11 protein-coding genes, 1 other RNA gene and 1 pseudogene are annotated in these 13203 nt (G+C 69.4%); 9 read left to right on the top strand and 4 right to left on the bottom strand.

Annotated elements, in window-relative coordinates; translation table 11 throughout:
- The first annotated feature begins 18 nt into the window (after nt 1-18).
- From ftsE to ssrA, 7 genes are all read left to right on the top strand, one after another.
- Entirely contained in the window at nt 19-708 is a 690-nt protein-coding gene (gene ftsE, locus ACXAID_RS10360) for a cell division ATP-binding protein FtsE (protein WP_475022147.1), read from the top strand.
- Nucleotides 709-1605 carry a permease-like cell division protein FtsX gene (gene ftsX, locus ACXAID_RS10355; protein ID WP_475022116.1) on the top strand — a complete coding sequence of 299 codons (897 nt, stop codon included), beginning with the start codon at nt 709-711 and terminating at the stop codon, nt 1603-1605.
- Nucleotides 1606-1607: 2 nt separating this feature from the next.
- Complete coding sequence (gene smpB / locus ACXAID_RS10350) at nt 1608-2108, top strand: SsrA-binding protein SmpB (protein WP_475022115.1); 501 nt, start codon at nt 1608-1610, stop codon at nt 2106-2108.
- A complete protein-coding gene (locus ACXAID_RS10345) occupies nt 2105-2950 on the top strand; it encodes an EamA family transporter (protein ID WP_475022146.1) in 846 nt (281 codons plus the stop codon). Before smpB ends, ACXAID_RS10345 begins: the two co-directional genes overlap by 4 nt.
- 41 nt (nt 2951-2991) lie before the next feature.
- Nucleotides 2992-5304 (top strand): putative bifunctional diguanylate cyclase/phosphodiesterase, encoded by a 2313-nt coding sequence (locus ACXAID_RS10340; RefSeq protein WP_475022114.1) that lies wholly within the window; start codon nt 2992-2994, stop codon nt 5302-5304.
- Between the two features lie 11 nt (nt 5305-5315).
- On the top strand, nt 5316-6167 hold the full coding sequence (locus tag ACXAID_RS10335; protein WP_475022113.1) for a maleylpyruvate isomerase family mycothiol-dependent enzyme: 852 nt from the start codon (nt 5316-5318) through the stop codon (nt 6165-6167).
- 97 nt (nt 6168-6264) lie between these two features.
- Nucleotides 6265-6634, top strand: a transfer-messenger RNA (tmRNA) gene (gene ssrA / locus ACXAID_RS10330).
- Nucleotides 6635-6713: 79 nt separating this feature from the next.
- On the opposite strand, the gene ACXAID_RS10325 is transcribed toward ssrA, so the two are convergent.
- A complete protein-coding gene (locus ACXAID_RS10325) occupies nt 6714-8156 on the bottom strand; it encodes a hypothetical protein (protein ID WP_475022112.1) in 1443 nt (480 codons plus the stop codon).
- 235 nt (nt 8157-8391) lie between these two features.
- Nucleotides 8392-9744: an APC family permease gene (locus tag ACXAID_RS10320; RefSeq protein WP_475022111.1), complete on the bottom strand. Its 1353-nt coding sequence runs from the start codon at nt 9742-9744 to the stop codon at nt 8392-8394.
- 95 nt (nt 9745-9839) lie between these two features.
- Between ACXAID_RS10320 and ACXAID_RS10315 the strand changes: the two genes are divergently transcribed.
- Complete coding sequence (locus ACXAID_RS10315) at nt 9840-10319, top strand: DUF309 domain-containing protein (protein ID WP_475022110.1); 480 nt, start codon at nt 9840-9842, stop codon at nt 10317-10319.
- A 9-nt stretch (nt 10320-10328) separates the two neighbouring features.
- Nucleotides 10329-11759 (top strand): DUF2252 domain-containing protein, encoded by a 1431-nt coding sequence (locus tag ACXAID_RS10310; RefSeq protein ID WP_475022109.1) that lies wholly within the window; start codon nt 10329-10331, stop codon nt 11757-11759.
- A gap of 22 nt (nt 11760-11781) precedes the next feature.
- Here ACXAID_RS10310 and ACXAID_RS10305 read toward each other — a convergent pair whose 3' ends face one another.
- Nucleotides 11782-12531 (bottom strand): alpha/beta fold hydrolase, encoded by a 750-nt coding sequence (locus ACXAID_RS10305; protein WP_475022108.1) that lies wholly within the window; start codon nt 12529-12531, stop codon nt 11782-11784.
- Nucleotides 12528-13079, bottom strand: a pseudogene (locus ACXAID_RS10300) (LLM class flavin-dependent oxidoreductase); the annotation flags it as partial. The pseudogene ACXAID_RS10300 and the gene ACXAID_RS10305, both read right to left, overlap by 4 nt.
- Nucleotides 13080-13203: the final 124 nt, after the last annotated feature.

Raw genomic sequence — 13203 nt, 5'->3', positions numbered from 1 at the left:
CTACACTGGCGTGCCGTGATGATCACCCTCGACCGTGTGTCCAAGCAGTACAAGTCGTCCGGCCGTCCGGCGCTGGACAACGTCTCGGTCAAGATCGACAAGGGTGAGTTCGTCTTCCTGATCGGTCCGTCCGGTTCGGGCAAGTCGACGTTCATGCGGTTGCTGCTGGCCGAGGAGCAACCGTCCTCCGGTGACATCCGGGTCTCGAAGTTCCATGTGAACAAGCTGTCCGGCCGTCACATCCCCGGACTGCGGCAGGTGATCGGGGTGGTCTTCCAGGACTTCCGGTTGCTGCAGCAGAAGTCGGTGTTCGAAAACGTCGCCTTCGCCCTCGAGGTGATCGGCAAGCGCGCCGACACCATCAACCGGGTGGTTCCCGACGTTCTCGAGATGGTCGGGCTGTCCGGCAAGGCCAACCGGATGCCCGCCGAGCTGTCCGGCGGTGAGCAGCAGCGCGTGGCGATCGCCCGGGCGTTCGTCAACCGGCCGCTGGTGCTGCTGGCCGACGAGCCGACCGGCAATCTGGACCCGGAGACCAGCAAGGACATCATGGATCTGCTGGAGCGGATCAACCGCACCGGAACCACGGTGGTGATGGCCACCCATGACCACCACATCGTCGACTCGATGCGGCAACGTGTCGTCGAACTCGAACTGGGCCGGCTGATTCGCGACGAACAGCGCGGCGTCTACGGAATGGATCGTTAAGTGCGCTTCGGCTTTCTCGTCAACGAGGTCGTCACCGGGCTTCGCCGCAACGTGACCATGACGGTCGCGATGATCCTCACCACCGCGATCTCCATCGGCCTGTTCGGTGGGGGACTGCTGGTGATACGCCTGGCAGACCAGTCGCGTGCCATCTACCTCGACAGGGTGGAGAGCCAGGTCTTCCTGACCAACGACGTGTCGGCCAACGATCCGACCTGCGACGCCGATCCGTGCAAGGCGCTGCGAGAGCAGATCGAGGCCCGCGACGACGTGCGTTCGGTCCGCTTCCTGAATCAGGAGGACGCCTACGACGACGCCATCGCGAAGTTCCCGCAATACGAAGATGTGGCCGGCCGCGACGCCTTCCCGGCGTCGTTCGTGGTCAAGCTGGAGAACCCCGAACAGCACGAAGCGTTCGACGAGGCCATGGTCGGTCAACCCGGTGTGCTCAACGTGCTCAACCAGAAGGAGCTGATCGATCGGCTCTTCGCGGTGCTCGACGGCATCAGCAGCGCGGCCTTCGCGGTGGCGCTCGTGCAGGCGATCGGTGCGGTGTTGTTGATCGCCAACATGGTTCAAGTCGCGGCCTACACCCGAAGAACCGAGATCGGCATCATGCGTCTGGTCGGCGCGACCCGCTGGTACACGCAGTTGCCGTTCCTGGTGGAGGCGATGGTGGCGGCGTTGATCGGTGTGATCATCGCGATCGTCGGGCTGATCGCGGTGCGGGCGCTGTTCCTGGAGAACGCGCTCGACCAGTTCTATCAGGCCAACCTGATCGCCAAGATCGACTACGCCGACGTGCTGTACTACAGCGCGCCGTGGATGTTGTTCCTGGGCCTGGCGATGTCGGGCGTCACGGCATACGTCACGCTGCGGCTCTACGTGCGAAGGTAGCCGTGGCCAAGAACAGCGGGAAGAAGTCCGTCAAGGACAGCAACAACCAGGTGGTGGCCACCAACCGCAGGGCGCGGCACAACTACGCGATCCTGGAGACCTACGAGGCCGGCGTGGCGCTGATGGGTACCGAGGTCAAGAGCCTGCGGGAGGGGCAGGCATCGCTGGCCGACGCGTTCGCCACGGTCGACGACGGCGAGATCTGGCTGCGCAACCTGCACATCCCCGAATACCACCACGGCACCTGGACCAACCACGCGCCGCGGCGCAACCGCAAACTGCTGCTGCACCGGCGCGAGATCGACACCCTGGTCGGCAAGACCCGCGACGGCAACCTCACGCTGGTGCCGCTGTCGCTGTACTTCACCGGGGGCAAGGTCAAAGTGGAACTGGCGCTGGCTCGCGGCAAGCAGGCGCACGACAAGCGCCAGGACATCGCGCGCCGCGACGCCGACCGGGAGATCACCCGTGAGATGGGCCGCCGGGCCAAGGGCATGAGCTGATCGGCGTCCTCACCGCGCTGGTCGCGGCGATGGGCTACGGCATCAGCGACTTCGTCGGCGGTATCGCCTCGCGGCGGGTCGCCGCGCTGCGGGTGGTGGTGGTGTCGTATCCGGTGGCGCTGGTGCTGCTGGTGGCCGCGGCCGCTCCACTGGGCGGACAGCTGAGCACGCCGGCGGTGCTGTGGGGGCTGGCATCCGGGATCGGTCAGGCGTTCGGGGTGTGGTGGTTCTACGCGGCGCTGGGTTCCGGACCCATCTCGGTGGTCTCGCCGCTGACGGCGGTCCTGGTCGCCGGCGTCCCGGTCGGCGTGGGCCTGGCGTTGGGGGAGCGGCCCAGCGCGCTGGCCGGTATCGGGGTGGTGCTGGCCCTGATCGCGGTGGTGCTGGTCAGCCGCGAGGTCAGCGACGAGGACACCCGGCCGCACCGGTTCACCCTCAAGGTGGCGTGGCTGACCGTCGGCGCGGGGGTCGCGTTCGGCATGAACTTCGTGATCCTCGACCAGATCCCCGTCGAGGCCAAGCTGTGGCCGCTGGTGCTCGGCCGGCTGGCGGCCATCGGGATCGTCGTCGTCGCGGCGCTGCTGACAGCGAACCTGGTGCTGGTCAGGGGCGTGCCGCTGCGGCTCGCGCTGCTGGCCGGAGCACTGGACACCGTGGCCACGGTGTCCTCCCTGCTGGCGCTGCAGGCGTCGCTGCTGTCCCTGGCTGGGGTGCTGATCGCGCTGTACCCCGCCGCGACGGTGCTGCTGGCGATCCTGGTACTGCGAGAGCGGGTCACCCGGTGGCAGGGAATCGGGATGATCCTCGCGTTGACCGCTGTCGCACTGATCACTGCTGGTTAGCTACCGGAAGGCAACGCGCTCACGACCGGAAGGGGGTGGCGATGCGGGTGTCGGTCACGGGCTACCGGGTGCGGGCCGCTCTGTTCGCCGCGGTGACGGCGGCGGGGGTGGTCAACGCTGTCGCGTTCGGCCCCGACGCAACGGCGCTTCGGGTTGTCGCGGTGCTGCAGTTCGCCACCGCGGCGGGCGCGGTGATCTACGGCCTGACCGTGGCGCGGCGGGTCAGTGGCCTGGCCCGGCGCTGGCGGATGCTCGCCGTGGCCGCGCTCGCCGGCTTGTGTCTGGGCGAACTGTTCTGGTGGGTGGGAGGCCAGCCGGCGGCGCCGCCGGCCGGGGTCGTCGCCTACTTCGCGTTCCTCGTGCTGGCGCTCGCCGCGATCCTGGCCGTCTCCCACGGTTTCGGCGGGATCTCCCACCTCTGGGAGGCCCCGGAGAAGTCCACGGTGCTCGTCACCGGCCTGGACGGTCTGGTGGCCACCACGGCGTTCGCCGTTCTCGTCGTCACCGGCCACTTCGGCACCACCTCGAGCGCGTCCCTGCCGCGCTCAGGCGACCCCGGAATCGAGACGGCCTTCGCGGTCATGGAGCTGGCCGTGGTGGTGAGCGCCGCGCTGATCGCGATGGTCTACCCGCCGAACTGGCCGCTGCGGGCCAACTGCCTGCTGCTGGTCTGCGGTTTCATTCTGATCATGGCGTCCGACCGGATCATCGCCTACTTCGACGTGGTCGGGGTCGCCGCCGCCGAGAGCTGGGCCGGGATCGGACTGATGCTGGGACCGCTGCTGGTCGGCTACGCGATGCGCGAGATACCCGAGGCGCCCGTCGGCACCCGGCTGCGCCCGATGGACTGGGCGCAGCTGATCCTGCCCTACACCGGGTTCCTCGGGGCCACCGTGCAGCTGGCCTACCACCTGCTGGCCGGGCATCTGCTGCGGGTGGTGGAGGTCGCGGTGATCCTGTTGATGGTGGTGATCGTGGCGGCCCGGCAGGTGGTCGCGCTGGGGGCGCAGCGGATTCTGACCCGCCGGCTGGTCGAGGCGCAGCAGTCGCTGGGCCATCAGGTGCTGCACGACTCGCTGACCGGGCTGCCGAACAGGCTGTATTTCTCGCATCGGCTCGAGGAGGCGAGGAGGACCGGGCGGTTCGTGCTGATCTTCGTCGACATCGACGACTTCAAGGAGGTCAACGACCGGTTCGGGCACGCCGCCGGAGACGCCCTGCTGTGTACGGTCGGTGAGCGGTTGGCGCGCTGCGTGGCCGACGGTGACACACTGGCGCGAATCGGCGGTGACGAATTCGCCATCCTGGTCCGCGGCGTGGCCGAGGCGCCGGATGTGGTCGCCGAGCGGTTGCGGGTTGCCTTGCGTGAGCCGTTTGCCGTGCACGGCTCGTCGCTGCGGGTGCGGGCCAGCATGGGGATGGTCCGGCCGGGGGACGACGCCGGATCGCTCACCTCCGATGATCTGTTGCGCCAGGCCGACATCTCGATGTACGCCGGCAAGCGGCTCGGCAAGAACACCGCGATCCTCTACCAGCCCGCCGCCGGCGTGCACGCGGACTTCCCGAGCCTGCTGCGCCAGGCCGACGGCGGTGTCCCCGACGGCTTCAGCCTGGTCTATCAGACGGTGGTGCGGCTGCCCGACCGAGTGCCCGTCGCCATCGAGGCGCTGGCCCGCTGGATTGCGCCCAACGGTGTCCAGGTTCCGCCGGAGACGTTCGTTGCGGTGGCCGAGGCCGCCGGTCTGGGGGCCACCCTGGATGCGCTGGTGCTCGATATCGCCTGCAGGGAGGTTCGGGACGCGGGTCTGGATGCCGCCATCCACGTCAACATCGGTGCGGCGCGGCTGGGTAACGACGAGTTCGAACAGCAGCTGTGGCGCACGCTGGAACGCCACGGCGTGGCTCCCGAGCAGCTGGTGGTCGAGATCACCGAGACGGTGCCGATCGTGGACCTCCCCGATGCGGCCTCCCAGATCAGGCGGTTGCAGGCCGACGGCGTGCGGGTTGCCCTGGACGACTTCGGTGCGGGATACAACTCGCTGACCAATCTGCACAGCCTGCCGGTGGACACCGTCAAGCTGGACCGGGGCCTCGCCGTGCTCGCCGACCCCGAGCGTGATCTGGCGCTGTACCGGTCGGCCGTCGGGTTGTGCCGGGACCTCGGCATCGCGGTCGTCGCCGAGGGAATCGAGTCGCCCGAGCAGGCCTCGGTCGTTTTCGCCGCAGGCTGTGAGTTGGCCCAGGGCAATCTGTTCGGGTGGCCGGGGCCGATCGCCGAGGTCGTCCGGCGATGGCGGCGCAGCGCCGACGCCATCGGAGCCAATTCGCCGACGGCCGCGGGGGAGCAGGACTAAGTTCGGGGTCCGTGAGCAGCCCATCGCGCCCCGTCACCCTCCTGCCCAAATCGGAGATCCTCGCAGGCCTCTTCGCCGTCTGGGACGACCTGGAGGCGCTGCTCGGCGACCTGCCCGACAGCCAGTGGCAGGCGGCCACCGCACTGCCCGGCTGGACCGTGCAGGACGTGGTCTCGCACATGATCGGCACCGAGTCGTTCCTGCAGGGTCTGCCGGCCCCGGACGTCGACGTCGATCTGGCCACCCTCGACCACGTCCGCAACGAGATCGGGGCCATGAACGAGCAGTGGGTCCGCGCGATGCGGGCGCACAGCCCCACCCAGATGCGCGACGAGTTCGCGGCGATGATGGCGCAGCGCCGGGCGGTGCTGACCGACATGAGCGAGGCGGACTGGAACGAGGTGACGTTCACCCCTGCCGGGCCGGACAGCTACGGGCGGTTCATGCGGGTGCGGATCTTCGACTGCTGGATGCATGAGCAGGACATCCGGGAGGCGGTGCACGCCCCGACCGCCGCAGCCGATCTGGCCACGCCCAGCGCGCAGCTGGCGCTCGACGAGATGTCGGCGAGCATGGGGTTCGTCGTCGGCAAGCGGGCCGGGGCCCCGGACGGGTCGCGGGTGACGATCGAGCTGACCGGACCGTTGGCACGCACCATCAACGTCGCCGTCGAAGGTCGTGGCCAGGTCGTCGAGGATTTCGGCGGTGCAGCCCCGACCGCGACGATCAGCGTCGACGGCCTGCTGTTCACCCGGCTGGCCGGGGGACGCACGCCCGCCGCGCAGCATGCCGCTGAGATCGGCTACGGCGGTGACGAGACGGTGGGCCGGCGAATCGTCGAGAAGCTCGCGTACGTGATCTGACCGGCCGCCGGCGCCGCGCTGGGAACACTTATTCGGTTGGCGATGTTGAAATGGCCGGTAGTATTGAGTGTCCTGCCGAAGGTCGGCGGGTGTGCGAGGGGCTGAACGGTTTCGACTTCGCGCATCGAATCAAGGGAAGCGTGCCGGTGCAGGCAAGAGACCACCGTTAAGCGTCGTTGCAACCAATTAAGCGCCGATTCCAATCAGCGCGACTACGCTCTCGCTGCCTAAGCGACAGCTGGTCCGTCAGACCGGGTAATCCCTCGACCCGGATCCTGGCGTCATCTAGAGGGATCAACCGATGAGTCCGGTCGCGGGACTCACCGGGACACCAAACAGCGACTGGGATCGTCATCCTGACTTGTCCGCGTGATCAGGAGATCCGAGTAGAGGCATAGCGGACTGCGCACGGAGAAGCCTTGAGGGAATGCCGTAGGACCCGGGTTCGATTCCCGGCAGCTCCACCAACGGAAGGCCCAGGTCAGGACGATAGTCCAGACCTGGGCCTTTTCGGCTGTCCTGGCCTGACGAACCTCGGTGTGGTGGTTAGGCGACGAACTCGTCCAGAGCGCGTCCTGCCGGCGACAACTCCGGGCGGACGATTCTGGTTGCACGCGGACGATGGGGCGCGACCAGTGTTCCCGAACGGACGACACCCAGCGGCCCAGGGCCGGCGAAGCGTGCGATTCCCGCTGCGCGCAGCGCAAGTCCCGCCTTGGCCTGCCGGTATCCGATTCGTATCCCGGCTCCATGGATGACCAGCAGCCCGCAGACCGCGGGCACCACCACAGCGGCCAGCGCCATCAGCGAAAGGGGCACCAGAAGCGCCCCCAGGATGCCCTTGCTGAAGGGCAGCGCACCGGACGCGGCCGTCGCCTCCTGCGCCGCCGGTGTCGCCTCGGAAATCAGTGCGCTGCCGCGAGCCGTGGGCGCGGTCGCGAATGAGTCGAGCGCGACCGGGCTGACGTCTTGATCCGGCATCGGCAGGCCCAGGATCTGGGACTCGTGCGCGAGCACCGATGGCGATACCGCGGGCGCGGGCACGGGGATCGTTTCGCGAGTCAGCGCCGGGTCCATCGCCGGGTTCATCGGGGTTGAGTTCGTCACCTGGACGCCGAGCAACGAGGACAGGTTGTTCGGCAACTCCACAAGCGAGACGGCCACTCCGCCGACCGAGGTGAGCATCTCCTCGATCAGCGTGATCACGTCGGTGATCGGTGTCGCGGAGCCGGGAAGCGTCAGAACCGTACTGGGAACCGACAGCAGCAGCTGCGCCAGCGACAGCGTCGCAGTGAATACGGGTTCGGCCGCACTGACCATCGCGACCGGAATGGGAACGGGGTCCACTGCGCCAGCCGTCGGCACCGGAATGGGGGCGGGTCCGGCCGCGCTGTCCGGTTCCGGCCGAACCGTAGCCGATCCCCGCACACTCTCGGTAGCAGCGGCGGGCTCGGTCTCGGCCACCGGTTCGGTCTCGGCCACCGGTTCGGTCTCGGTCGTGGCGACGGGCTCGGTCTCGGTCGGCGTGGCCGGTTCGGTCTCGGTCGTGGCGACGGTTTCGGTCTCGTCGGCAGCGATGGGTTCGGTCTCGATCTCAGCGAGGAGATCCGTCTCATCGGACGCGCTGGTGTCCGCGTCATCACCACCGATACCGGTGATCTCGGTGACTGCTTGTCGCAGCGTTCGGGTGGCGGACTCGATCGTTGCCGAGGACTCGGTCAGCGCGGATCGGCTCTGGTTCGGTTGACCGAGGGAACGACGACCGTCGGCGACGACGTCGTCACCCGCGTTTCGCGATGTGCCCGCACCGCTGCCGACCGGCCGGTTTCCGGTGTCGGAGCCTGCTCCCGTCGTGCTGGCACTGCGGTCCCGATCGGCCGACCCGGAAGAACCGGTATCGGCCATGGCGATCCCGCCGCCGGCGCTGCCGATGATCAGCGTGGTGGAGATCAGACAAACACCAGCTGCGAAACGCAGACCTTCAGACATCAAGGCCCCTTCCCGCATCGACGAAACGCCTGTTCTGTTGTCGCATTCTCCCATGGATACGATCAGCGGCAAGGCCATCTGCGCTCATCCGCTGCCCGGAACGCTGCGCACCTCACCGTCAGCGGCACCGCTGCGCCGACCAGCGCGATGCCTCGGCGTCCAGGGAACGAGGGTGAGGGATACCTCCTTGCGGCGGCCTTGTAGGGGCTGACCAGCGCAAGCGCGGTGCCGGTCGTTACCCCGTGCCTGCCGTGGCGACGCCGCGCGGACGGCCGCGCCGGACCCAGATCCGCCACAGATACGCTGCCGCCGCGGCGGAGGCGAGCAGGGCGATCATGCCGTCCAGGCGGGTCGCGTTGATGACGAGGATCACCGCGACCAGCACCGCCCCGAGCATGTTGAGCACCATGGTCAGCCGCCGGCCGTCGCGGTAGGACAGCCGCGCGCAGGCGATCGTGGCGGCCAGGAAACTCGCGAAGACCGCCACCGCATAGAACCCGACCAGACGCTGCTCTCGTCCGCTGGCCGCGACCAGGATCGCCGCGGCGAACAGCACCAGTCCGACGCCCCATTCCGGTATCAGAAATCGGTTGATCCGCCCGAAGCGACCTGGTACCAGCCCCTGGCCGTCCTTGCCGATGGTCGCCAGTGCTTTGAGGACCCCCGATCCGGCCAAGTAGGAGGAGGCCGCGGCCGACAGGAGCAGCAGGGCGCTGCTGGCCTGGAATGCGACGAACAGCGGTCCGCCTCCTGTCGCCTGCCGGGCGACCTCGGCGATCAGGGTGGAGTCCGCCGGCGGCAGGCCGGTGCCCAGGTGCACCGTCAGCACCGTGAAGGCGATCGTCAACGTTCCGACGATCCCGACCATCGACCACAGCGTCAGACGCCCCAGCCTCCGCCGGCCCCGGTCGTCGAGTTGGGGCAGTTGGGCGATCGCGTTCGACGGGGCTTCGACGCCTGTCGCCAGCGCCATCCCGAGCGGAATGGCGAGCAGCGCCGGCCCCAGCCCCGCACCGGCCAGCAGCGGTGTCTCGCCCACCGGCACGTGATTCGTGGTGGGCGCGGGAAGGGGAGAACCGACGGCGCCCAAGGCGATCACGCAGGCCGACAACAGAATGAACGCGACGGTCGCGGTGGCGAACACGACCCGCCCGACCTGGCCGAGCAGGACAGTGCCGGCGACCAGGACGACGAGACCGAGTCCGATCGGCGTACGCAACGACTCCAGTTCGGGTAGGTATGCGATCAGCGCAGATGCCCCGGCGGCGCAGCTGACCGCCACGGTGAGCGTGAAGTCGATCAGCAGCGCGCCCAACGGGATGAAGGCCCACCCTTCACCGAAGGCGTGGGCGACGCCTTCGGGGCCGCCGCCTCCGCCCGGGAACCTGCCGATCAGATAGTGGTAGGTCGCGGAGATCACCCCGATGATCGCGATGACCGCCGCCATCGCCGGAAGCAGGCTGCCCAGATTGCCGTGCAGGCCCCGAAGTGCCGCCTCGATCGCGTAGGCGACCGACGACACCGGATCCGCCATCACGGTGAACGCGAACGCTGCTGTCAGGGCCGCACGGCCGGTGCGTCTTCCCACACTGAGGAGTATCGATTCCCGGTCAAGCGCCGCCGCGGCCGTCGGCCGATCGCAACCGGGTGCGGCGCGGTCGGCGCCGATGCCAGGATGGGCAGGTGGCTGCACGTGATCGGGACGAATCCGGCCGGCCCCGAAACGACCGGCCCCGCGATGCCCTCGGCCGGCCACTTCCGCACGGCAGTGTCGGTGTCCCGCGCATCCCCGAAGACCTCGAACTACCGCCCGCCGAAGCCCTGAGCTATGCGCAGGAGCTCCTCGACCAGGGTTTGGCCTTCCATGCCCACGAGGTCCTCGAGTCCGCGTGGAAGGCCGGCCCGGACATCGAAAGGCCGCTGTGGCAGGCGCTGGCCCAACTCGCCGTCGGCATCACCCATGTCCAGCGTGGCAACACCACCGGGGCGATCACCGTGCTTGGCCGGGCGTCGGCCGCTCTGGCGTGCGAAGCCGCAGCGCCGTACGGCATCGACGCCACCGGACTGGCCGACTACGCCGCCGCGCTGACCGGTGACCTCGCCGCGGATACCGCCATCACCCCGGAACGGCTACGACCCCGGATCGTCACCGGAACCGGGTAGTCCCATCCGATGAGCGGCAATCCAGTGGAACCCGACCCGGCCCGGCACACCGTGCTCGCCGAGGCCGACGGCGGCGACTACCGGTCGCTGCTGCGCAGGCCGGTGACCCGCGCCGAGCGGTATGCCCTGGGCAAGAGCCTGCGCAAGCGGATGCCGCGGCGGACGCTCGCCGACTGGACGGCGCCGCCGGACCGGCCGGATCCGATCCGGCTCATCGAAGAAAACCATCGCGGCAGGCTGGCCTCGCTGATCCCGGTCCGGGTGGGCCGCATGGTGGCCTCCCCGTACGGCTTTCTGCGGGGCACTGCGGTGGTGATGGCCGACGACGTGGCCAAACTCCCGTCGACCGGCATCACACCGGTGGTCTGCGGGGATTCCCATCTCGGCAACTTCGGCTTCTACGCCTCGCCGGAGCGCGATCTGGTGATCGATCTGAACGATTTCGACGAGGCGCACCCGGGCGCCTGGGAGTGGGATCTGCGCCGGCTGGTGGCCAGCATCTGGGTGGCCGGGCGCCACAACGGCGCCGCCGAGGATGACTGCGCCGCAGCGGTGCATTCGTGTGTGTCGGCCTACCGGCTGGAGCTGCGCCGGCTGGCCGACGAACCGCTGTTCTCGCGGTCGTTCACCCGCCTCGACGTCGACCGGTTGGCCGGCGAGGCCGCCGGGCCCCTGGCCGACGAGGTCCAGCGATCGGCCAAGCGGGCGCGCAACCGCACCAGCGACCGCGCGCTGCCCCGCTTCACCCAGGAGGTCGACGGCGAGCGCAGGATCGTCGAGGAGCCCCCGCTGATCACCAGGCTGCCGGCGCTGGAAGCCGACGCGTTGGCCGAGGCACTCGACGACTACCTGACAACGCTGTCCACGCACTGGCGGCGCGTGCTGGGCGGCTACACGTTGCTCGATGTGGCGCAGAAGGTGGTCGGGGTGGGCAGCGTGGGGTTGCGCGCGTATGTGGCGCTGCTGGAGGGGTCCTCACCCGACGACGTGGTGTTCCTCCAGCTCAAGCAGGCCCGCCGCTCGGTGCTGGCGCGTTACGTGCACGGCGAGTCGGCCTGGCATGCCCACCAGGGGCAGCGGGTCGTCGAATACCAGCAGGCGCTGCAGACGGTCAGTGACCCGCTGTTGGGGTGGACGACCATGGACGGGGTGCAGTTCTACGTCCGGCAGTTCCGCAACATGAAGGGCACCATCCCTTTGGACGCGATCGATTCCAAGGCGCTCATCGACTACACCGGCGTGGTGGGTCAGCTGCTGGCCAAAGGGCATGCCCGGACCAGTGGCGCCTCGATGATCGCCGGCTATCTGGGGCGTTCCGACCGGGTGGCCGACGCGTTGAGCGTCTTCGCCCGCCGCTACGCCGACCAGACCGAGGCCGACCACGCGGCACTGGTGGCCGCCGTCGACAGTGGACGGATGCCGGTCGAGCGCGGAGTCTAGGCGGCGGGGGCGGCCCGCGGGCTCATCCGTCGGTGTCGGCGCGGTCGGCGTGCGCGCGGACCAGGCTGGGGTAGCGGTTGCGGTCCGGCCGGAAGATGTCGTGCGGTGAGTCGGCGAACTCGACCAACTCGGCCGCGGGCATCAGGGCGCGGTACCGCGCCCAGAGCTCGTCGCCGACGATCGCGCTGCCGCCGCTCCGGATCGCCAGCAGCGGTCGCCCCAACCGTGCCAGTGACTCCCACATCGAACGGTCCTGTGCCGCATGGAATGTCAGCATCGCGGCGCGGGGGTCGAGCCGGTCGCGAACGGGGGACCCGCGCCAGCGTCCGTCGAGCAGGGCGCGGGCCTGGGCGTCGGTCAACGTCTTCTCCTCCGGCGGGTAGTCGCCGGTCGCTATCGAGCGCACCCGTTCGGGGTGCCGCAGCGCCCACCCCAACGCATAGCTGGTACCCCGGGAGAACGACACGATGTGCACCGGTCCGCCGGTCGCCGCGTCCACCACGGCGCCGACGTCGCCGCACAGGGCGTCGAAGTCGTACCCGGCGGCGGGCGCGCTGCTGAGACCGTGCCCGCGCAGTTCGGCCACCACGGTCCGGCGGCCGAAGGACTCCAGCACCGCGGTGTAGTCGCCGGCGACGTCGGTCATCCCGGGGACGAAGACGATCGGGGCGCCGCGGTCGTCGCCGCCGGAGTCCAGATAGTGCAGGCGCGCGTCACCACTGCGGGTGTAGCGCGATGTCGGTGTCGGTCGCGATGGGCCGGGTCCGGTCACCGCGGGGCTTTCTTCGATTCCTGCTCGGTGGCGTGGTCTTCGATCGCCTTGCCGATCGCGTGCGCCGCGCGGTCGACGAACTCCGTGCCGCTGGCGGTGACCCAGTCGCAGGACGCTTCCGGGCCGGCGAGCTGGCCGGTGAACCGGGGAATCACGTACTGGGCGAACAGTTCGTAGCTGTGCAGTTTGGCCGCCGGTGGCGCCCAGTCGTGGTCGAACAGCAGGAAGGCGCCGAAACCGCCGTCGCTGGCGTCGATGAGCTCCTCGATCTTGGCCACCGCGTCGTCGGGTGTGCCGATCACCGCGAAGCCGGAAGCCCGGTTGTTGGCGATGATCTCGGCGGGGGTGTCGCCCTGTACCGGTCCGGCGGGCAGGATGTGGCTGAAATAGCGGGAGAACTCGGCGATGCCGTACTCGACGTCGCGTTCGGCCTGTTCGCGGGTGTCGGCCAGGTGCATCGGGCCGACGAGCCGCCACTTCGACCGGTCGGCGACGTGGCCGTGCTCGGCGGCGACCTCCTGCCACGTCGCCCAGTGCTGAGCCACCCCCTCCCCCCCCCCCCCCCCCCCCCCCCCCCTCTCCCCCCCCCCCCCCCCCCCCCCCCCCCCCCCCCCCCCCCCCCCCCCCCCCCCCCCCCCCCCCCCCCCCCCCCCCCCCCCCCCCCCCCCCCCC

The sequence above is a fragment of the Mycobacterium sp. ABE4_509 genome (genome assembly GCF_056160785.1).
The sequence above is the reverse complement of the archived record's forward strand: the minus strand, read 5'-3'. Positions and strand labels throughout refer to the sequence as shown.

Coding starts and splice junctions, on each gene's coding strand:
- ftsE (WP_475022147.1), top strand. CDS start 19: ATGATCACCCTCGACCGTGTGTCCAAGCAGTACAAGTCGTCCGGCCGT.
- ACXAID_RS10340 (WP_475022114.1), top strand. CDS start 2,992: ATGCGGGTGTCGGTCACGGGCTACCGGGTGCGGGCCGCTCTGTTCGCC.
- ACXAID_RS10325 (WP_475022112.1), bottom strand. CDS start 8,156: ATGTCTGAAGGTCTGCGTTTCGCAGCTGGTGTTTGTCTGATCTCCACC.
- ACXAID_RS10310 (WP_475022109.1), top strand. CDS start 10,329: ATGAGCGGCAATCCAGTGGAACCCGACCCGGCCCGGCACACCGTGCTC.